This window comes from Microbulbifer sp. MLAF003, from assembly GCF_030012965.1.
Lineage (GTDB): Bacteria > Pseudomonadota > Gammaproteobacteria > Pseudomonadales > Cellvibrionaceae > Microbulbifer > Microbulbifer variabilis.
The window spans coordinates 695,986-717,131 of sequence record NZ_CP120232.1 but is presented as its reverse complement, the minus strand read 5'-3'; the positions used below and the strand labels follow the sequence as shown (position 1 = coordinate 717,131).

Genomic DNA, 21,146 nt, shown 5'->3' with positions numbered 1-21,146 from the left:
TCAATGCTAATAAAAAGACCCCCACTCTGTGGCGCACTGATAATCGCCATGTCACTGCTGACGCTAAAATCCTTTGCCGCCAATGAGGAGGAAGTTGTGACTGATCCTGTAATTCGCCAAGGCCCTGTGGAGGGTCAGCCAAAGTCCAATCAGTTCTGGTGGCCCAACCAGCTGGATCTTAGACCCCTGCGCCAGCACTCACCCAGGTCCAACCCCATGGGGGATGACTTTAACTACGCAGAAGAATTTAAAACGCTGGATTTAAAAGCAGTCAAAAATGATATCGAGGCCCTGCTCAAAACCTCCCAGGACTGGTGGCCTGCAGACTTTGGCCACTACGGCCCATTTATGATTCGCATGGCCTGGCATAGTGCAGGCACTTATCGTATCGACGATGGCCGGGGTGGTGCCGGTGGTGGACAGCAGCGTTTCGATCCCCTTAACAGCTGGCCAGATAATGCCAATCTGGATAAAGCTCGCAGGTTGCTCTGGCCCATCAAACAAAAATACGGTCGCAAGCTGTCCTGGGCAGACCTGATGATTCTCACAGGCAATGTCTCACTGGAATCCATGGGATTTGAAACTTTCGGCTTTGCGGGTGGACGTATCGATGACTGGGAACCTGACCTGGTTTACTGGGGGCCGGAAACCGAGTGGCTCGCAGACGAGCGCTATACGGGTAACCGCCAGCTGGAAAAGCCGCTCGGTGCGGTACAAATGGGGCTGATTTATGTCAACCCTGAGGGGCCGAATGGCAAACCCGATCCGGTAGCTGCCGCCGTAGACATTCGCGAAACCTTTGGCCGTATGGCCATGAACGATGAAGAGACAGTGGCACTAATTGCCGGCGGTCACACCTTCGGTAAAGCTCATGGAGCCGTCAAGGCCGACTGCCTGGGACCAGAGCCTGCCGCAGCTCCCACAGAACAGCAGGGGCTCGGCTGGAAAAACAAGTGTGGTAAAGGCAATGCGGATGACACCATGACTTCTGGCCTGGAAGGTGCCTGGTCTGCAGCACCAATTACCTGGAGCCAACAATACCTGAATAACCTGTTCAACTTTAACTGGGTAAAAACCAAGAGCCCTGCAGGCGCGGTACAGTGGATACCTGATGATTCCGCTGCCGCCAATCTTGTGCCTGACGCCTTCGATAAAAACAAACGTCATGCGCCAATCATGTTTACTACTGATCTGGCACTGAAGTTTGATCCAAGTTACAAGGAAATTGCCCAACGCTTCCAGAAAAACCCTGAGGACTTTAAACGCGCCTTTGCTAAAGCCTGGTTCAAACTGACCCACCGGGATATGGGACCCAAAGCACGCTACCTGGGTATTGAAGTACCCGAGGAGGCCCTAATCTGGCAGGACCCCATTCCCAAAGTGGATTATCCCCTGGTCAATGACAGCGATATTGATAACCTTAAGTCGGCAATCCTCAACTCTGGCTTAACGATTCCTGAACTGGTGAGAACTGCATGGGGATCAGCTTCCACCTTCCGCGGCTCCGATATGCGTGGCGGAGCGAATGGAGCGCGCATTCGCCTGGAGCCACAAAAGCAGTGGCCGGTAAATGATCCCGCCGAATTGGCAAAGGTGCTGACGCAGTTGGAAAAAATTCAACAGGACTTTAATAGCAATCAATCCGGCGGCAAGAAAGTCTCGCTTGCCGACCTGATCGTGCTCGGCGGCTCCGCTGCCATTGAGAAAGCCGCTGCCGAGGGTGGAAACAATATCAAAGTACCCTTCAGGCCTGGCAGGGCTGATGCAAGCCAAGAGCAAACCGATGTGAAATCTGTTGCGGTACTAGAGCCCACCGCCGATGGATTCCGCAACTATTTCGCTAAAGATAACAGCAGAACGCCCACGGAAATGCTGGTGGATCGCGCTAGCCTACTCACCTTAAGCGTGCCCGAGATGACAGTCCTGGTAGGAGGAATGCGTGCGCTCAATGCCAATACCAGCGGATCTCCCAACGGGGTTTTCACCGATCGCCCCGGTGTACTCACTAATGATTTCTTTGTTAACTTACTGGACATGTCCACCGAGTGGAAGAAGTCTGAAAAGTCAGAAGGGCTTTATGAAGGCAAGGATCGTAAAACTGGCAAAGATAAGTGGACTGCCACCTCAGTGGATCTGATATTCGGTTCCAACTCAGAGCTACGAGCAGTGGCTGAAGTCTATGGTTCCAATGACTCCCAGGAAAAATTTACCCAGGATTTCGTCAAAGCCTGGACGAAGGTGATGAATCTGGACAGATTTGATGAAGTTAATCGATAGCTAAAATCTATTTTTTAATTAGTCCCTATTATCCATACCGGGCAGGTATGCCCGGTATGGATTTTGAATTAAGCCATAGAGTATTTCTATACATCCTGAGTGATCGGAAATTTTGCTCCTCTGTAAGTTGGCCCCTAAAAACAACTTCAAAGAAAAAATTAATCAGTAAAAAAGCCAGGGCTAGCCCTGGCTTTTTTACTGATTTACAAATCAATTATAGAAATTTAGCTTCTTTAGTCTGCCTTAACTATCATCGCGAAGGTGTTGATCAAAGAATTCCTTAATCATAGTGTACTGATGAATACGAGTTTGCTTGCCACGTAAACTATGCTTCTTACCTGGATAGGTCATAAGTTCAAACTGTTGGCCATTATCCTGCAACTGTTTAATCAGACGTGTAGTGTTGGTAAACAAAACATTGTCATCTGCCATCCCGTGATAAATCAGCAGAGGACCTTTCAGTCCATTCGAATAGGGAAATACAGAGGAAGCCTGGTAGGCCTCAGCATCTGTATTGGGATTACCCATGTAGCGCTCGGTATAGTGAGTATCATAAAGCATCCAATCGGTCACAGGAGCACCAGAAACGCCAGCTTTAAAATAATCTCCGGCCTTAAACATACTCATTAGTGCCATGTAGCCACCGTAACTGTGGCCATAGATACCAATATTATTGCTATCAACAAAAGGTAGTGTGCGCAGGAATTTAACACCTGTTACCTGGTCCTCTACCTCCGGGCCTCCCATATTTTTGAAAATGGGATTTTCAAACGCTGTACCCCGGTTTGCAGAACCACGGTTATCCAGAGAGAAAACGATGTAACCCTGTTGAGCCATAAATTGGTTGATGTGCTTGTCCCAACTATTGGTTACTACCTGAGCGTGGGGACCACCATAAACAAATACCATGACCGGGTAACGTTTACTCTCATCAAAATTGGCCGGCTTATATAGGCGGTAATTAAGCTTATGTCCCTGTGGAGCTTTGATAGTGCCAAACTCCGGAGTAATCCACTGCTCCATATAAGGAAATAAGGGATGCCCTTCAACAACAGCGTTCTCCTCCAGCCAGGTTATCAGCTCGCCACTTGAGCGGTGTAAACTTACCTGTGGAGGAGTAGTTATGCTGGTGAATTTATCGATGTAACCTGAACCATCCTCAGCAAACTCAATACCGTGCATACCACTGCGTGTGGATATTCTCTGAATACCCCCATCACCTTTTATTGGTACACTATAAAGGTGCCTTTCTATGTCAGAATCCTTACGGCCACTGAAATACACAACATCTTTCTTTTCATCCACAGCTTCCAGCTCATCAACTATCCAATCACCAACAGTTAATTGCTTCTGTAGTTTTCCATTTAAACTGTACAAATAGAGGTGCTTGAAACCATCTCGCTCAGATGACCAGATAAATTGGTCACTGTTTTCCAGGAAAAATAAATCATCGCTGAGGTTTACCCAGGTGTCACTGGATTCTTTTAACAGATTGCGGGTCTTGCCGTTATTGAGATCAAAAACACGAAGCTCAAGTTTCTGCTGATCCCGAGACTGCCATTGAAAAGTCAGTAAATTATCGCGAGCCCAATCTACTCGGGGAATATAAATATCCTGCTCTTCCCCCAGGTTTACCCAACGGGTTTTTCCAGACGCCACCTCCATCACACCCAGGCGAACCTTAACATTAGCTCGCCCTGCTGCGGGATAACGCTGGCTTATCATATCGATGCGATCTGCATATATCTCGCTGCGGATCACTTCATCTACAGGGGACTCATCAACCTGTAGGAAAGCAATATGGCGGTCGTCTGGAGACCACCAATAACCTGTCATACGATCCATTTCTTCCTGGGCAACAAACTCGGCCATGCCATTTTTGATAGGCCCATTTCCATCGCTGGTTAGCGCACGCTCTTTACCACTTTTCAGGTTGACGACAAAAATATCCTGATCACGAATAAAAGAGACATATCGCCCTTTCGGGGAAACACGAACATCGGTCTCAAAAGCTTCGGTTTCAGTCAAGCGCCGCGCGGATTTCTTATCCAAATTGTAATAATAAACATCTCCTGCCAGCGGAAATAACAAGGATTTCCCATCCTCAGACCAGCTGTATTCCATAATACCGCTGCCATAGATTCTTTGACGCTCACGTCGGGCTTTTTCCTCATCGGATAACACTTCATCGCCGCTGTGCAGGCTGTCAGATTTCACCAGGATACGGGACTGCCTATCGGCAATGTTGTACTCCCATAAATCGTAGCGGTTGTAATCTTCATCCCGTCCCTTCAGAAAAGTTACCCGACTACCATCGGGAGAGTACTCAAGGGCACGGGGCGCTGTGCCCCCAAGGGCCGGATCGGAGAATATTCGTTCAATAGTCAACGTATCCGCGGAACAGAGTCCCGCAAAGGTTGTGCAGCTAAGCAGGGCAAGCAGTTTTCTTTTCATAGAAGGGCTCTTTGTTTTAGTGTTTTATGCTAGGCGCAAATCTGCGGTGAGAAGGGCGTAAGACCGCTTTCTCTGCAAGCAACAAAGTCCTTGAATTCTACAATGTAATCTCCAGATAACGGAGGGGATCGAGCTCTCCTTCTGAATTTAACAGAGTGACAATCAAACCTTCTGTAATTGCCTTCCTTTACCGTCATTTACTCTGCACCAAGTATGTTTACAGTGCCTGAAGACAGTCTTGGAGCTGGCTTTTGCGAAACAAAAACAGTGAGAGATGTACCTTGTTTCTTCCATTAAAACAATTCTCACCTCCTTCCATAACAACTCGATCCCAAAGCGAGACTCTTCCCAATGACCACCGCGAACCCAATCACAATCGATTCACTTTCTTATCTAACTTTGAGGCAGACCCTGTAGTCGGGGCAGGCAAGATGATAGAGGGACCATCTAAGTGTGCGACGGTGAAAAGCGTAGGACCCTGCCAAAATGGGCAATTTAAACCCCAAAATAAGCAATCAAATAGCACAATAAGCCGTATATTGAACTCAAACCCCTGAATAAATTTTATTTTGAAAGAGTATTTTGGATTTCAGTGAACCATTGTGTGTGGCCGAATATTACTGGAAGCTTCTATCGAGATCTAAAATCGACCATACGCCCAGTATCATAGGTTGTCGGTGCCGATCTCCCCGTCTAAGTAACCTTTCCCTGATCCCCAGCTTGACACTACCAAAACAAAACACTCTCCCTTGCATTCCAAGACGATCGGTCATATATTGAACATTAGTTAATAGACGACCGGTCTAATTTTAATGGCTCGACCACGTAAAAGCGGAAACACCAAAGAAGCATTGTTAGAAACAGGCACCGCAATGCTGACCAGCCAGGGATATCACGGCACTGGTATCAAGCAGGTGCTGGATACAGTAGGCGTACCCAAAGGTTCGTTCTACAACTATTTCCCCAGTAAAGAGGCCTTCGTAGCCAGCATTATTCACCGCTACGGCCAACAGATTGATGCGGAACTAGCGCAGACGAAATTAAACATGGATCAGGCACCCGGCTTGATCCAGCTTTGGTGCTGCTTTCAAAACCGTGTTCAGAACAAAGTAAAAGTTGGCCAGTCTTGTGCCTGTCTGCTCGGAGCGATGTCGGCCGAGGTAGCCCAGGCCAGCCCTCTTTGCCGTGAAGCCATTGAGTCTGTAGAGCACAGGTGGCTGGCAAATCTTCAATCGATATTACATTTGGCCCAAGATCAAGGAGATCTACGCAGTGACGTCCCCGCCGATAACCTTGCGACACTGTGTTATAGCGTTTGGCAGGGCAGTATTCTGCAATACCAGGTATCCGGTGATCCCAATGATTTACTCAGACAACTACGGACTTTTTTAGCACCTTGGTGACGCAACAAGGAGCACAAACACTGGCCAGCATTAAAACTTACAGGCAGGACATTCATTTTGAAAAATAGCACTAGCGCCTTAAAAAACACCGATCGAGCTACACCTCTCGCTCGCCCACTGAGTATTCTGCCGGGAACCAGTGTGAAAAACCGCTTGTTTAAATCTGCTATGAGTGAGCAATTAGCGGATCCCAATCATGCCCCCACCAAGGAGCTGATTCACTTATATCGCACATGGTCAGAAGGGGGCACAGGTTTACTGGTCACCGGTAACGTCATGGTTGATCGTACCGCTCTGGGTGAACCGCGGAATGTGGTATTAGACGAGGAGTCAGACCTTTCTCTGTTCCGGAAATGGGCCGAAGCCGGGCGCCAAAACGGTACGCAAATCTGGATGCAATTAAATCATCCAGGCAAGCAAACACCCAACTTTTTAAGCACTGAACCCGTCGCACCCTCTGCAATTCCACTGGCTAACGGCTTAGAGAAGACCTTCAACTGCCCTAGAGAACTCACCGAAAATGAAATAGTTATTATCATTAAAAAATTCGCCTGGGCCGCCGCACAGGCAAAAGAATTTGGATTTACCGGAGTTCAGATACATGCTGCTCATGGTTATCTGATCAATCAGTTTCTATCCCCTCACCACAATCGGCGAAATGATCAGTGGGGAGGTACCTTAGAAAATCGCATACGGTTTTTACGCGAGGTATATAGCGCTATTCGCGAAGCGGTTGGTGAAGATTTTCCGGTAGGCGTAAAACTCAATTCAGCAGATTTTCAAAAGGGTGGATTCAGTGAAGAGGAATCCATGCAGGTTCTAAAAGCCCTGCAGGATGAAGGTATTAACTTAATTGAAATCTCCGGTGGCAACTATGAAAACCCAAGTATGGTTGGTGCCAATGTGAAGGAAAGTACTATCAAGCGAGAGGCCTATTTTATCGATTATGCAGAAAAGGCACGAGCACAGCTGCAAATTCCCGTCGTAGTCACCGGTGGCTTCCGTTCCGCAGCTGCCATGGAGGCCGCCCTTGTATCAAATGCCGTGGATATGATTGGCCTTGCCCGCCCATTAGCGGTTGACCCACGGCTATCGCACAAACTTTTATCGGATGGCAACCATAAGATAACATTGAAAAAGCTCACCACAGGTATTCCCAACCTGGATTTTATGGCTATGCTGGATGTCACTTGGTACGAACAACAGCTGGCCCTTATTGGCAAGGGAAAGCCAACGAAACCAAATATGAGTGCTTGGACCTCAGTATTAAAAACGCTGACTGCTGTCGGATTACTTTCTTTTCAGAGGCGACGAGCCTGATAAAACTTTATTGCGCCTGGGAGTACTATAGTTCCTCACCGTAAATCACAGCAGATAACTGAGACAATACAAGGACGTACCCCCGCCGGCCAAAACCAGGGTGAGTTCGTGAAAAACAAGTAGTTTTAAATGCCTGTAACAACATTTTGTTGTCAGATTATGGCTCTTCTACAGGTCTTTGTAACTGAGGACACCTTCCTAGCGCTTCAGAAAAATCAGCCTCTCCAGCTGCCGAAGAGACACTGTGCACCCTAAAATCAAACCCGAAAATTTACTCACTATCTCTCCTCTATAAATTGCCATAGAACTACAAAGCCGCTTTATTTTTGACGCTCTTATCCCATTTTCAAGCCATAGATCACAGTAAAAATAATCTGGGCAGGCCTCTACGCACATTTAAAAATACAGGTTTCAAGAGTAACTTATTCAGGTAACAAGAAAATAACCTGTAAAGGCCCTTAAGAAAAGAAACACCTTATTGAAGTAATTGGCCTTAACAATTGTTTACTCTGCTTAACCGACATTTGTTCGGGGCGACGGTCATACTTGAACCGAATTACTCACAGGATAACAACAATGAAGGTTCAACTAATTGCCTTTATGGCGACGACCCTGCTCATCAGCGGTTGTAACTCCACCCCAGAGGCTCCCACCACAGAATCTTTTGTTACTAATATTACTGAAGTAGGCCACAAGCGCTTTGTATATAAGGCGAGCCTGGGGACCAGGCCACATGGCCGTGGAGGCCAGAACTCTGGTGGCACAGGTATAGGAAGTGGAGCCAAGCCGCCGGGAGGCAAACACAGCTCAGGTAAATCTGGACGCAATAAGTCAACCTCAGGCGATATTAGGAAAATGGCTATGGAGCGGATGGAGCTTCTGCTAATCGAAAGCGGCTTCTGCCCTAACGGCTGGTTCCTGATTGAGCAGACATTCCACCAAAACCAGGCAGAAGTCCTCGGTGAATGTCGTGCAGCTGCACCTCAATAAAGGAAAATACCCAGGTAAATTCAATCAATAGCCAGTAACACTGCAACCGGGCCATTCTCCTATGCTCGGTTGCAGCATTGCCCTGCGTGTATTAACTGCCGATTTAAATTGCAGTTTTATGCCGCTTCAATAAGTAATCCGCGTGGAAACGCAGATGCTCTTCAATAAATGAGGCAATAAAGTAATAGCTGTGGTCGTACCCTGCATGATGCTCTAGCCGAAGCGGGTAATTACAAGCTCCTGCAGCCATTTGTAAAGCCTCAGGCCGCAGCTGCTGCTCAAGGAACTCATCATCATCGCCCTGGGATACAAGTATCGGCACATGAGTTGTAGCTCGCCCCAGCAGTACACTCGCGTCGTACTCCTCCCAACTAGTGGTATCTGCCCCCAAATAAGCTCCCAATGCCTTCTCACCCCAGGGACAGGCAATAGGATTACAAATAGGACTAAAAGCCGAAATTGAGGTATAACGCTCAGGGTTGCGCAAGCCTATTACCAAGGCTCCGTGCCCACCCATAGAATGACCACTGATTGCACGACGCTGACTCACCGGGAAGTGAGCTTCAATAAGTGCAGGAAGCTCATCCACAATATAATCGTACATTCGGTAGTGCAGCTTCCAGGGTTGTTGAGTGGCATTGACATAGAAGCCAGCCCCCTGCCCCAGATCATAGGACGGATCATCGGCCACATCCTTGCCGCGAGGGCTCGTATCAGGAATAACCAGTACGATACCCAGCTCTGCGGCCAGGCGCTGGGCCCCCGCTTTCTGGCTGAAGTTTGTATCGGTACAAGTGAGTCCAGATAGCCAATAGAGCACCGGATAGCGATATTCAGGGTCAATTTCCGCTTCCTGTGGCAAAAAAATAGAAAAGTGCATTGGGCAATTTAAAACATCGGAATCATGCTTATATTGCCGTTGTGAGCCATCGAAAGACCTGGTGCTGCTGACAAGTTCAATAGTCATGGTAACTCCGCTCAAGCTTCACCATAGTGAATAACACTGCGTATACTTTTACCTTCATGCATCAAATCAAATGCATGGTTTATTTTTTCCAGCGGCATGGTGTGGGTAATAAAATCATCCAACTTAAACTCACCAGCGAGATAACGCTCTACATAGTCCGGTAATTCCGAGCGCCCCTTTACCCCTCCAAAAGCCGTGCCTCGCCATACCCGCCCTGTTACCAGTTGGAAGGGGCGAGTACTAATTTCCTGTCCAGCTCCTGCCACACCGATAATTACCGACTCCCCCCAACCTTTATGGCAGCACTCAAGGGCAGAGCGCATTACGTCTACGTTGCCGATACACTCGAAGGAATAATCGACACCACCATCGGTGAGGTCGACGATCACCTCTTGAATCGGCTGCTCATAATTCCGGGGGTTAATGCATTCAGTGGCGCCGAGTTTTTTTGCCAGGGCAAACTTCTCCTCATTCACATCTATGCCAATAATGCGCTCTGCACCCGCCATTTTGGCACCAATCACGGCGGATAAACCAATCCCGCCAAGCCCAAAAATAGCAACGGTCGAACCCGGTTCTACTCTGGCAGTATTCATTACCGCGCCCATTCCGGTAGTGACACCGCAGCCAAGCAGGCAAACCTCCTTCAACGGCGCTTCCGGATTAATTTTTGCCAGCGAAATCTCTGGAAGGACTGTGTACTCCGAAAAAGTGGAAGTACCCATATAGTGATAAATGGGTTGTCCGTTGATAGAGAAACGCGTGGTGCCATCGGGCATCAGCCCCTTACCCTGGGTAGCCCTGATTTTCTGACACAGATTGGTTTTACCAGACAGGCAGAATTTACATTCGCCGCACTCCGGCGTGTACAAAGGAATCACATGGTCACCAACTTTCAAGCCAGTAACCCCCTCCCCTACTGACTCGACAATACCTGCACCCTCGTGGCCGAGAATCGCAGGAAATACTCCTTCAGGGTCTTCGCCAGACAGAGTAAAGGCATCGGTATGACAAACTCCAGTAGCCGTCAGCTTGATACGTACCTCTCCCTTCTGGGGAGGCATCACATCAACTTCCTCTATAGAAAGTGGCTCACCTGCCTTCCAGGCCACCGCAGCTTTACAGCGAATAGTCTCCGCACCCATAGTATTTTTCCTTGGTCATGCTCATTGAATTCAGCAAGGGGCCAGGATAGCCCGGCGCTGGAATAGAGGCAAAGAGGAACAGGGTCAAGGGCAAGCAGATAAAAGGGGGGGCTAGGTCCAGCTTCACGGATTGGTTAGTTTTCCACCAGCTCTAATACCTGGGCCTTAAGCTATTTCTCTTTGTCGTTTACGCCACTGTAGTGGTGAGCTGCCATGTAAGGTACGAAAGGCTTTGGAAAAAGCACTGGTGTCGGTATACCCCAAGCTCGCAGAGAGCAGCCCAATATCAATACTGGAAGCGCGCAGATGCCACCGGGCGGTCTCCATACGCGCCTCCTGGAGCAATTGTTTGAAAGAAGTACCCGCCTCACTCAAACGTCGCTGCAATGTACGCACGGGCGTATCCACCAACTGCGCGACCTGAGCCAGACTGTGCTGCTGGGCTCCCAGAGTTTGCAATATCAAAGTACGTATCTGAGAAGCAATATCCCCCTCATATCCCTTGATCAATCCTTGGGTAAACTCTTCAAAATAATTCACCAGGCTCTGGCTAGGGGCATTGAGGGGTCGCTGAAGTAATTCAGCATTAAATGTCAGGCAATCGCCCTGTTGGGCAAACAGGACTTCCGCCTGAAAATAGTCCCGGTATCGTTGCCTGGAAGAAATTGGGGCATGGCAAAACTGTACCTGTAGCGGGCGGATATCTTTACCGGCCAATTCCTGAAATAAGCGGCAGGCGGCACCCATAGCGAGTTCGCTGTACTGCTCCGCAGCGCCAAGCCCACCAGAATGGCTGACTCTCTGTGCCATCAACAGACCATCCCGCTCCGATATTCGCCAGTGATCCGCCTGGTTATGTAGCACCATGTAGCGGTGGCTCACTGTCAGGGCAGCATCCAGGCTCCCTTCATTGAGTAATAGCTTTCCCAGTACCCCAAGCATGCGCAAACCCTGCATCTCTGCCAAACGCAAACCAAAATCTTCACACTGCAGCTCTTCCACACAGAGATTCAGTAAGTCGACAAGGGTCGCGATAGAAATAAGGATATCCGGGCGGCGCACACAGTCTGAAGGTAGGCCAACGCTTCTCAGGAGGGCAGCGGGATTCCCACCCATTTGCGGCACCAGAGTATTGAAACCCGCAAGTGTGCCGCTGCGAATCTCATAAGTGGGCTTCATCGTTCCATCCCCACAGCTTCAACCTCTGCTTTATTGACCACTATCTTCCACAGTGTTTAGCCACGCCATCAATATGGCCCCGGATCGCGAGCACACAGGAAAAAAGAAATCGGGTAAATTAGAACTGGCATGATATCAGGCCAAATGCCTTCGGGTAACAGAGTTACTTATGGGGATAAATATCCTTACCGATAGAAAAACTACGCAGCTAAAAGAGATGTCAGCCGCTTTTCTTCACAAATTTCGTCAGAATCACGATACGCTGCCCCTCAACACGTCCCTCAATATGCTCGGGGTTATCGGTAAGGCTGATGCCGCGCACAGCAGTACCGCGCTTGGCCACAAGGCTGGAGCCCTTTACATCCAGGTCTTTGATAATGGTGACATTATCACCGGCCTGCAGTATTGCACCATTGCAGTCGCGATGCACGAGTAGCTCCCCCTCTTCCGGAAAAGTACCCGCTTGGGCCCAATTAACCAGGTCATCATCCAGGTAGAGCATTTCGAATAAATCTTGAGCCCAGGTCTCGACAGATAGACGCTTTAGCAGCCTCCAGGCCAATACTTGCACAGCAGGTTCCTGACTCCACATACTATCTGCGAGGCATTGCCAGTGGGCACTGTCTAAATGTGCTGGGTTATCCAGTTGCTCCCGGCAAGTCTGACACAAAAGCACCTGTGGGTTTGCCTGACCCACTGACTCAGCTACCTCATAGACCGCTAGGTTTTCCTGTGCCTTGCAGAGTTCACATTGACCGCCACTGCGCTGTTGCAACTGTTCCTGAGTGATCATGGTTGACCTCAAAAAAGTGCGCAGTATAAGCGCTAATTCGCCCATATGGGCAAACGACGTGGCTATCGAAAATTTGGAATAGCGAGGTGAAAAAAGTTAGCCTGGAGAAATGATAGGGGAAAGGCGCATAGCTCTAAGACCGGTATCAACAGGGACCCACGGCCCCTGTTGATAATACTTCGCTAGTAGCGAGCTCTAATGGTGTGCTGAGATCGCTGAGGCAAAATGGCCACCCTGCTTACTGGCAATGGCCGAAGTAATATCACCCAGGCTAAGAATACCCACCATACGCTTTTCACTGTTCAGTACTGGCATACGGCGAAGTAGCTGCTGCTCCATTTTGTGTACAGCTGAGAGGAGGTCATCTTCCTCCCAACACCACTCAATGCCTTCAGTCATCACGTCGCGGGCAGTTAGAGAGGACAAATTACCACCCTGCACTACACCTCGACATACAATATCGCGGTCAGTAACCATGCCGATCAGACGATCATTTTCTCCAATCGGGACGGCACCTATATCTTCATCACGCAGGATCTTCGCCACTTCCTGTAGCGGGGTGTCTGGAGTACACCAGGTAGCTCCCTGGTGCATTGCCTGTTTTACTTTCATCACGTACCTCCGCCAATTTCTTAAATATATTCACTGGGTGGCGGCATGGCCGCCACCCATTAGAAAATCAGTGCACTTCAATACGCTTTCGTTGTGGGGGATGCCCCTCATGCTTGGGCACCGTCAGGGTCAGAATACCATCCTTAAAGTTTGCGTCGATCTCACTCTCACGCACATCATCACCCAGGTTAAAACTGCGTAAAAACTTACCGTAGCGCCGCTCTTGACGAAGCACACGGCCATCTTTTTCTTCCTTCAGTTCGCGATGTACTTCTGCCTCAAGGGTCAGGACACCATTTTCAAGAGTCACATTGATATCGTTCTTACCAACACCTGGCAATTCAGCGCTTATTTCATACTTGTTTTTACGTTCACTCACGTCGATACGCGGAGAGAAGAAACCCTCCCGCTCATTGGTAATGCCACGGCTGGGTGAGAGCATCTGTTCAAACATATTGTCCAGATCCAGTAGGGACCCTCTCGGTATCAGACTCATAATCACAACCTCTTTGCTTCCACTATGTCGCAGGAGGCGCAAGCCCGCTCCTCGGACCCGGCTTGCGCCTCTCACATCTTGACTTCATTCTAGGTAATTCAGCGACACTCGGTAGGAATAAGTGCCCACAGTAGCCATCGCAAATAGCATTAAAAAATATTTTTTATTTACTTTTTATCTATATGGGAATTGCTGGATATCTTGCAGTTAAGGATATTAGTCAGTGGCATCGAATTTAACTACGATAATTACAGGTAAATTAAAGAGGATAAGCGCATGGCTCTAGCATGGGTCCTCGTGGCCAACCAGTCGCAAGCCAGGATTTTCGAAGCAAAAAAACGCGCCGGAAACCTCCACGAAATCGAAGCTCTCCTCCACCCTGAATCCCGCTTATCGGGCCGCGATCTCGAAAGTGACGCCCCTGGACGCACTTTTGACAGCCGTGGCAAGGGTCGCCACACCATGGGTAATTTTTCCGATCTACGCCATCGCAACGGTGAGAAATTTGCCAGAGAGATTGCTCATACCTTAGAGCGGGGGCGACAGGAGGGACGCTACGAAAAACTTTATATCGTAGCCGAGCCATATATGGTGGGTAGCCTACGGGATGCTCTCAAGACTCCAACCCGCGCTACCATTGCGGGTGAGACCGGTAAGAACCTGGTAGAAAGCCAACCAGAAGAAATTCGGGCCCAACTGCCCATCTGGTTGTAATTAAATTTTGTAGCAGAAAAATAAGGGGCTACTTGACTAGCCCCTTTATTGTTTTTCTGGAAAAATCAGGCTCTGCCGCTATCGGCAAGCAATTTACCAATCAGCATATCTTTTTCTCGCCACAGCTCATAGACCCATTGATTGAATTCAGCACGAAATACCTGATCATTTACGTAGTCCGCAAGAAAGAACCTTTCCGGAATACGAATCTGCTCAACACGAACAATCACCCTCTTTACTTTCCCACCAAGGAAATCAGCAAATGACGGGATACCATCCGGGTAAACTATGGTTACATTTAACAGGCGGTTTAGTTGCTTACCCATACTTTGCATTGCGAAAGCGATACCCCCGGACTTAGGCTTGAGCAGATGGGCAAAGGGAGATCCCTGCCTGTCGTGTTTGTCTTGCGTAAAACGTGTTCCCTCAAGGAAATTCATAATACTGGTGGGGGTTAATTTAAAGCGTTCACAGGCTTTTTTTGTCGCCTCCAAATCCTTACCGCGCATTTCCGGGTGCTTCTTCAGGAACTCCTTGTTATAGCGTTTCATAAAAGGAAAATCCAACGCCCACCAACAAACCCCCATCACCGGAACCTTGATCAACTCCTGTTTTATGAAAAATTTCAGGAAAGGAATTTTTCGATTGAAAATGGACTGCAACACAAAAATATCCACCCAGCTCTGGTGGTTTGACGTCACCAGATACCAACCATCCTTATCCAGCGACTCATCGCCCTGTACGTCCCACTGGGTTTTCTGGGTGAGCTTCATCCAGCCTTTATTCAGAGTGAGCCAGGCTTCAGCACAAGAAATAAAAATGATCGCAAAGAACTTGCGCAGCGCAGCAAAGGGCAAAATCAATCGCAGGACCACAAAAAATAATATGGGTATGAAGCACACAATGGTGCCAATGGCCAACAAAGTCGAGGCCAATATCAGCAAAACAATCGAGGGAAGAAAATTTAACATCTTGCGATTCTTTAATAATTGAATAACGAATGAAGTAATTTACCGCAGCTCCCTCAAAGAACCACATAGTTTCACTCTTGAGCTGACCGAGGCTAACCGGTCAATTCAAGCACTTGGTAGACCACTTCCTGTGAATAAATCCGTTTTACCGGACACACTTATAAGTTGCCAACCTCAATCATCATGGCTGTGTACATTTTTAGATTCAGACGGAATTGTTCCACAGTGATAAATTCATGCTCAGAATGGCCTGTATAAGCATTGCCCGGCATGGAGGGACCAAAACTGACTGCATTCGGCAGCAGTTTGGCATTGGTAGAACCACCTATGGCGACAGGCTTGGCATCTTCCATACCAGTAAAATGGCTGAAAACATCCAGCAATGGTTCAACATGAGGCGCATTGTCTACCCGGTAGGGATTACCCAGGGAAACCTGAGTATCGGCAAATATTATGCCGGTCCGTTCCTGCCAACTTGATAGTGCAGAATGAATTTCTTTTTCCAGCTGGGTAGCACTTTTACCCGTGGGGCGGCGCAGGTTCAGGTAACTGGTGAGCCCATTTTCAGTGACTTTCACCATGGTAACAGAAGCAGTCATTGGCCCCATAAATGAATCGTTATAGGCGATATCCCCAAATTTCTCTGCCTCAATACCAGTGCCTACCAGGTCATTCAGGTAACGTACAGTTGCTCCAGCAGCATTAGCCGGCCATTCGTGCACACTAAGAAGATCGGCCAGGAAGGCAATTGCATTGACTCCATGTTCCGGCTCAGAGCTATGGATGGCTTTTCCACGAGCAGTAACAACTAGCTTGTTTTCACTTTGCGATATTTCAAAAGTCGCTTGGGAGTGTTTGGCTGCTCTGGTGCGAACCGCCTCAACCAGTTCCGGAGTGACATTAGCCAGGGTGGCTCGGGCTTCGTCCGGCACTTGGCTGCGGAAATAACCACCGGAAAAATCCTCAACATAGGGCTTGGCAAAGTCCGCCGGCAAACTTCCAATAGTGCTAACCTGTATTTCACTCCACCCTTTTTCTGCGGTCACTACCGGGTAGCTAGCATCAATAGTGATGTTGTAAGCGGGAATTGGGTAAGTTTTCAGAAAGTGTCTCAAGGGCTCCCAATCAGACTCTTCAGCCAGGTAAATAAGAAGCTCTATCCTGCGCTTAATAGGCGAGCCCTGGTCCTTAATTGCCTTCATGGCATAGAGTGCAGTTGCGATAGGCCCCTTATCGTCTTCACTGCCTCGGGCAATCAGCTTGCCGGGTTCACTTTCACTATCGAGATAAAAAGGGCTCTTTTGCCACTTCTCAGGGTTTGCCGGCTGTACATCCCCATGAGTAACAATACCGACCTTTTCAGGTCCCTCACCCAAGGCCACTACCAGTACATGACCATAGTCCTGGTATTCAAGCCCTAGCTCCTTCGCTTTTAACTCCAGCACCTTTTTAAATCCTACAAAAGCGGGGTTATCAGCCAAGGGGGTTCCTCACTTGCAACAGTCTCGAAGCGCACCAGGCTCGCGAGGGTTTTTGTCATGGCCCCTTCGTATTTTTCGACTGCGTAGTCCGCGGTGTCCTGAGCCAGGGAAGAAACTTCAGCCTCTGCTCCAGCAGATAAAAAAGCTGGTAAAAGCAATAACAAGAGAACAGGCTTCAACCTCATAATTCCCCCAAGTGAGTAAAAGCGCCATTGTACATCTCCTCTTATTAGCATGACTCACCTTTTCACCCCAGTCCCAGTGGTATTTATCACCACACGACAACCACCCATCCCCGGCTTGGAAGTACTGACTGCTAAACTATTCAGTGACCATGGGCCCAAACGGGTAACCTAAGCCTGTCTCCCTTTGCTTGCATTCCCATTTAATGAGCCAGCCAGATCCCTGGCTTCAGGGAGGGGTAAGAAGCAGGCAAAGACTTCGGACTATCTATTTCCTAAAATCCTTACCCCACCCGGGAGTAGTGCATGGGAACCGCGATTGGCAAACATTTCCACCGCAAGCAATGGCTGAGTGTTCAACAGGCTGTCAATCACTTGAGCGCCCTCTCGGAGGAGCCCCTAACCAGCGCTCATTTAGCGGACCTTGCTGAGGAGAAGCTCCTTGACCTTTACTGGTATCGCCCTGGGCAAAAGTTAATGTTCCTGGATCAAATCGGCAGCCGCGAACTGGTGGAGCCCCTGCGCCTTTGTACGGATAATCAAAGTGATTGGCGGGCAATTGTCGGCGTATTACGCCACAACCCCGCTCTGCCAGCATATGAACAAGATACCCCCCTGCTTGAAGACGCCCAAGGTAATCGCCTTCGGATTACTTTCGATCATCATCAACTACCTGAACCCTATAGCAGCCGTTGGTATCCCAACCTGGCTGAACTGGTACTCAAACGCAGTGACCTGGAGCAGCTGGAACCCCGTCTGTTCTCACCTCAGGAGGCCAGTATCAACCTGGAGCGCGACTTGCTACTCGACGTTATTTGGCAACTGGAACAACTGGCCCTGGATGGCGAGGAGCACTCTACTAGCTGGCTGGCTGAGCAGCTCGCCAGACGCTCAACATCCCTGGACCGTAATGCCTGTGAAAGGGTTCTTCTAGCCGCAGAACGCGAGCGGACGCAAAGGCAGGCGCATTAGTAAAAATCACTCGAAATACCAATACCACCTGAAGTAACCACTTTTGACCTCCCTCGCAGAGTCTCATTCCAACCATTGGTCATAAGCGACAAAGGCTGTACCCTAGCGCCAGTCATAATAAAGCAATACCAGAGATCTCCGGAGGTAAGCCGTGCAGGCACGGAATAACCAGACTCGCTATGGCTGGGCTGCCATCGCTTTGCACTGGTTGATGGCACCAGCCATCATCGGTCTTTTTGCCTTGGGTTGGTGGATGAGGCAGCTGTCCTACTACGATCCTTGGTACCAGCAGGCGCCAAATATTCATAAGAGTATCGGTGTGTTGCTATTACTGCTGCTGGTGTTACGGCTCTTTTGGCGCCTGATCAATGTTACGCCACAAGCAGAACCCAATACGCCACGCTGGCAAACACTTGTGGCTAAGGGAGCACACCAACTCATTTACCTCCTCCTGTTTGCCATTATGTTTTCCGGCTACTTGATCTCCACCGCTGACGGGCGAGCCATTGAGGTTTTTGGCTGGTTCAGCCTGCCGGCCACTATTCAAAGCATTCCCAACCAGGAAGATATGGCCGGTAGTGTGCATGAAGTTCTGGCTTGGAGCCTGATTATTCTGGTAGCCATTCACGCCTTGGCAGCACTGAAGCATCACTTTATCGACCATGATTCCACCTTGCTGAAAATGCTAGGACTATCCAAAGATTCTGAGCAATCAGAAGAACAAGCCCCCATCACAACCACAAAAAAGGAAACAGTCTTATGAAGAAGCTCACTGCACTTTTATTCGCAGCCCTACTCGGCACCACAGCCCAAGCCGCCGAATATAAAATCGATACTAAAGGTGCCCATGCTTTTGTACAGTTCCGCATCAAACACCTAGGCTACAGCTGGTTGTATGGCCGCTTCGATGATTTCGACGGCTCTTTCTTTTACGACGATAAAGCGCCAGAGAAATCTTCGGTTAACGTCAATATTGATGTTACCAGCCTCAACAGTAACCATGCTGAGCGCGACAAGCACTTGCGCGGGACCGATTTCCTAAACACTGAAAAATTCCCCTCAGCCACCTTTAAAAGCACCAGCTTCGAACCTCTCGCAGATGGCAAGGCTTTGTTAAAAGGTGAACTTACCCTGCACGGCATTACCAAGCCAATTACGATCGACGTAACCAATATTGGCGGTGGTAAAGACCCCTGGGGCGGCTACCGTCAGGGCTTTAGTGGCACTACAGAGTTCGAACTGAAAGACTTTGGTATCGATTACAATCTGGGCCCTGCCTCCCAGAAAGTAGAGATGATTCTGGATATTGAAGGCATCCGTATCTAAGTCCAGACACAATCGCCCAAATACATACAAAGCCAGGGCTCCATAAGCCCTGGCTTTGTTATCACCAGTCTCACTTATCTTTTCAGCCCATCAATTTAAATATCCATCACGAGCTATTTACCAGTGCAAAAAATTAGCATTGTGACAACTGTAATCTAGTCCCAAGTAGCACCTAACCGGTCGATTCAAATTTGAAATTGCGTACTTATTAGGCAGGGTGGCAGGAATTGCCGCTAAGTTGGCATTCTTGATTCGCTGTGATTCTATTAGGTTAGTACCAGTTATAGCTTGGATTTTACTGTAGTAAGTTTGTACAAGTGCTGCTCAGATAAAGATGGCCTGTGGCTTCGAGAGCTTAGCTGGTAGCCCTGATAAGAGAAAGAAGTGCAAATTTTTATTCGATTTCAGCCTCCCCCAAGCTGCAAATAGCAGTAGAAATTCAAACCAGTCCACACTGAGCAAGCACAAATGATTACGGCGCTTTTGACGTCAGAACAACTTTTCAGCGAAAATAGCGGCAATTAGTATCAATCATTGCAATCGTTCCTTAGATCGGTATAAATGGAACGATTATACAGAGCAACTTCAACCTCATAGTGACCACTCACTTAGAGCAGGATTTTAGCACCGGATAAGCTGCCCATCACACTGCCAATATCCGTGGCGGTAGCGGCAATCAACTTGGTTTACTGCAGCTTTCTAGCTGGCGCTTAAAGAGATAAACCTCATTACCTCAGGTTTTCTCTTACTCACTTGAGTAAGTGCTTACCATGTTTTAAGCCTGCTGGAGCCAGATTCGCAAGAAGTTTGAGCATTCTTGCCAGGGTAAAAAGGACAAAAAAATGGCTTGCCTACAGCACCCAGATAGGGAACAACCAGTATATTTAATGGCCCACCACACTATTGGTCGCCGCCAGGGCGCAGTGGACACCCGTATCACCAGTGCTGAGATTTCCGGTATTCACTCGGCAATCCAATGGACCGGCACCCATTGGAATATTCGTGATCTCAGCCGCAACGGAACCTGGCTCAACGGCCAACAACTGGTTCCCGCCAAGAGCTATCCACTACAGACAGGTGACAAGATTTGTTTCGGCCGGGCTGACAACCCAGCCTGGATTATCGAGAATCTTGATGCGCCAGAGAATCTACTCATTGACCTGCAAACCGGGGAAGCACAACCTCTTGAGCAATACCACTTGCTCCCTGATGAGAGTGAACCATTGGCAAGCTTACACTTCAGTCCCGTAACTGCGCAGTGGCAATATGAGTTCACTGGCAATTCCGCTGAAGTCGGCAACAAGAAGCTAGTGAACCATGGCGACCGCATCGACTGCGGCCTTAACAGCTGGCAGTTATTTCTGGCAGATAATCAAGGCGCCACCAAGGAGCTATCCCTACAACAGCTGTCGATCACCGACTTCGGCCTGCGCTTCTCAGTCAGCTCTCACGAAGAGCATGTTCAGCTACAGCTGCAGCGAGAGGGAATGAAGCAATCCCTGCCTGCACGGATCCACAATTATCTGCTGTTATACCTTGCCCGAGCACGCTTCAGGGACATGCAAAACGGCCTAGATATGGATTCGCAGGGCTGGGTCTCGATCCAAGTAGCTACCCACGAGCTGGGTATTACTGTCAATCATCTGAACACCCAGATCTTCCGTGCACGCAAACAGATTTCCGAATCCCTGCCGGACGCAGTTGATACTTCAAACCTGGTTGAACGCCGCTCTTGGGAAATCCGTATTGGCTGCCACCAGTTTGAGATATATAAAGGTACCCAACTGGAAGCAAAGGCTGATTTACAGGAGGCATAACTTGATGCTTACGAGGATAGTTAGGACCAACTATCCTCTCCATCATT

19 protein-coding genes are annotated in these 21,146 nt (G+C 48.7%); 9 read left to right on the top strand and 10 right to left on the bottom strand.

Annotated elements, in window-relative coordinates; genetic code table 11:
• Window positions 1-3: 3 nt before the first annotated feature.
• A complete protein-coding gene (katG, locus tag P3339_RS03440) occupies window positions 4-2,277 on the top strand; it encodes a catalase/peroxidase HPI (protein ID WP_020414551.1) in 2,274 nt (757 codons plus the stop codon).
• A 243-nt stretch (window positions 2,278-2,520) separates the two neighbouring features.
• Here katG and P3339_RS03435 read toward each other — a convergent pair whose 3' ends face one another.
• Window positions 2,521-4,731, bottom strand: coding sequence for a S9 family peptidase (locus P3339_RS03435; RefSeq protein WP_282952439.1), 2,211 nt, complete (start codon window positions 4,729-4,731; stop codon window positions 2,521-2,523).
• A gap of 812 nt (window positions 4,732-5,543) precedes the next feature.
• Here P3339_RS03435 and P3339_RS03430 point away from each other — a divergent pair.
• The 3 genes from P3339_RS03430 (at window position 5,544) to P3339_RS03420 (ending at window position 8,444) form a co-directional block, all read left to right on the top strand.
• Window positions 5,544-6,134: a TetR/AcrR family transcriptional regulator gene (locus tag P3339_RS03430; protein ID WP_282952438.1), complete on the top strand. Its 591-nt coding sequence runs from the start codon at window positions 5,544-5,546 to the stop codon at window positions 6,132-6,134.
• 57 nt (window positions 6,135-6,191) lie between these two features.
• Window positions 6,192-7,454, top strand: coding sequence for an NADH:flavin oxidoreductase/NADH oxidase family protein (locus tag P3339_RS03425; protein WP_282952437.1), 1,263 nt, complete (start codon window positions 6,192-6,194; stop codon window positions 7,452-7,454).
• 576 nt (window positions 7,455-8,030) lie between these two features.
• On the top strand, window positions 8,031-8,444 hold the full coding sequence (locus P3339_RS03420) for a hypothetical protein (RefSeq protein ID WP_020414547.1): 414 nt from the start codon (window positions 8,031-8,033) through the stop codon (window positions 8,442-8,444).
• 103 nt (window positions 8,445-8,547) lie between these two features.
• Here P3339_RS03420 and fghA read toward each other — a convergent pair whose 3' ends face one another.
• The 6 genes from fghA to P3339_RS03390 all read right to left on the bottom strand — a co-directional run bounded on the left by fghA (window position 8,548) and on the right by P3339_RS03390 (window position 13,636).
• Window positions 8,548-9,411 carry an S-formylglutathione hydrolase gene (fghA, locus tag P3339_RS03415; RefSeq protein ID WP_020414546.1) on the bottom strand — a complete coding sequence of 288 codons (864 nt, stop codon included), beginning with the start codon at window positions 9,409-9,411 and terminating at the stop codon, window positions 8,548-8,550.
• Window positions 9,412-9,422: 11 nt separating this feature from the next.
• Window positions 9,423-10,556 carry an S-(hydroxymethyl)glutathione dehydrogenase/class III alcohol dehydrogenase gene (locus P3339_RS03410; RefSeq protein ID WP_282952436.1) on the bottom strand — a complete coding sequence of 378 codons (1,134 nt, stop codon included), beginning with the start codon at window positions 10,554-10,556 and terminating at the stop codon, window positions 9,423-9,425.
• Window positions 10,557-10,721: 165 nt separating this feature from the next.
• A complete protein-coding gene (locus tag P3339_RS03405; protein ID WP_020414544.1) occupies window positions 10,722-11,735 on the bottom strand; it encodes an AraC family transcriptional regulator in 1,014 nt (337 codons plus the stop codon).
• A 220-nt stretch (window positions 11,736-11,955) separates the two neighbouring features.
• Window positions 11,956-12,528, bottom strand: a complete 573-nt coding sequence (locus tag P3339_RS03400) for a PhnA domain-containing protein (protein WP_020414543.1) — start codon at window positions 12,526-12,528, stop codon at window positions 11,956-11,958.
• 195 nt (window positions 12,529-12,723) lie between these two features.
• Complete coding sequence (locus tag P3339_RS03395) at window positions 12,724-13,140, bottom strand: CBS domain-containing protein (RefSeq protein WP_020414542.1); 417 nt, start codon at window positions 13,138-13,140, stop codon at window positions 12,724-12,726.
• A gap of 67 nt (window positions 13,141-13,207) precedes the next feature.
• Window positions 13,208-13,636, bottom strand: coding sequence for an Hsp20/alpha crystallin family protein (locus P3339_RS03390; protein WP_020414541.1), 429 nt, complete (start codon window positions 13,634-13,636; stop codon window positions 13,208-13,210).
• 276 nt (window positions 13,637-13,912) lie between these two features.
• Between P3339_RS03390 and P3339_RS03385 the strand changes: the two genes are divergently transcribed.
• Entirely contained in the window at window positions 13,913-14,350 is a 438-nt protein-coding gene (locus tag P3339_RS03385) for a host attachment protein (RefSeq protein ID WP_020414540.1), read from the top strand.
• 65 nt (window positions 14,351-14,415) lie between these two features.
• On the opposite strand, the gene yihG is transcribed toward P3339_RS03385, so the two are convergent.
• From yihG to P3339_RS03370, 3 genes are all read right to left on the bottom strand, one after another.
• Window positions 14,416-15,321 carry a 1-acylglycerol-3-phosphate O-acyltransferase, YihG family gene (gene yihG / locus P3339_RS03380; RefSeq protein WP_282952435.1) on the bottom strand — a complete coding sequence of 302 codons (906 nt, stop codon included), beginning with the start codon at window positions 15,319-15,321 and terminating at the stop codon, window positions 14,416-14,418.
• 158 nt (window positions 15,322-15,479) lie between these two features.
• Complete coding sequence (locus tag P3339_RS03375; protein WP_282952434.1) at window positions 15,480-16,802, bottom strand: dipeptidase; 1,323 nt, start codon at window positions 16,800-16,802, stop codon at window positions 15,480-15,482.
• Window positions 16,778-16,987, bottom strand: a complete 210-nt coding sequence (locus P3339_RS03370; RefSeq protein ID WP_282952433.1) for a hypothetical protein — start codon at window positions 16,985-16,987, stop codon at window positions 16,778-16,780. The genes P3339_RS03375 and P3339_RS03370 overlap by 25 nt, the downstream gene beginning before the upstream one ends.
• A 303-nt stretch (window positions 16,988-17,290) precedes the next feature.
• On the opposite strand from P3339_RS03370, the gene P3339_RS03365 reads away from it, so the two are divergent.
• From P3339_RS03365 to P3339_RS03350, 4 genes are all read left to right on the top strand, one after another.
• The gene (locus P3339_RS03365; protein ID WP_020414537.1) at window positions 17,291-17,956 is read left to right on the top strand and encodes a hypothetical protein; all 666 of its coding nucleotides are present in this window, start codon (window positions 17,291-17,293) and stop codon (window positions 17,954-17,956) included.
• A 151-nt stretch (window positions 17,957-18,107) separates the two neighbouring features.
• Window positions 18,108-18,719, top strand: a complete 612-nt coding sequence (locus P3339_RS03360; protein ID WP_282952432.1) for a cytochrome b — start codon at window positions 18,108-18,110, stop codon at window positions 18,717-18,719.
• The gene (locus P3339_RS03355; RefSeq protein WP_020414535.1) at window positions 18,716-19,282 is read left to right on the top strand and encodes a YceI family protein; all 567 of its coding nucleotides are present in this window, start codon (window positions 18,716-18,718) and stop codon (window positions 19,280-19,282) included. Before P3339_RS03360 ends, P3339_RS03355 begins: the two co-directional genes overlap by 4 nt.
• Window positions 19,283-20,124: 842 nt before the next feature.
• The gene (locus tag P3339_RS03350) at window positions 20,125-21,099 is read left to right on the top strand and encodes an FHA domain-containing protein (RefSeq protein WP_282952431.1); all 975 of its coding nucleotides are present in this window, start codon (window positions 20,125-20,127) and stop codon (window positions 21,097-21,099) included.
• Window positions 21,100-21,146: the final 47 nt, after the last annotated feature.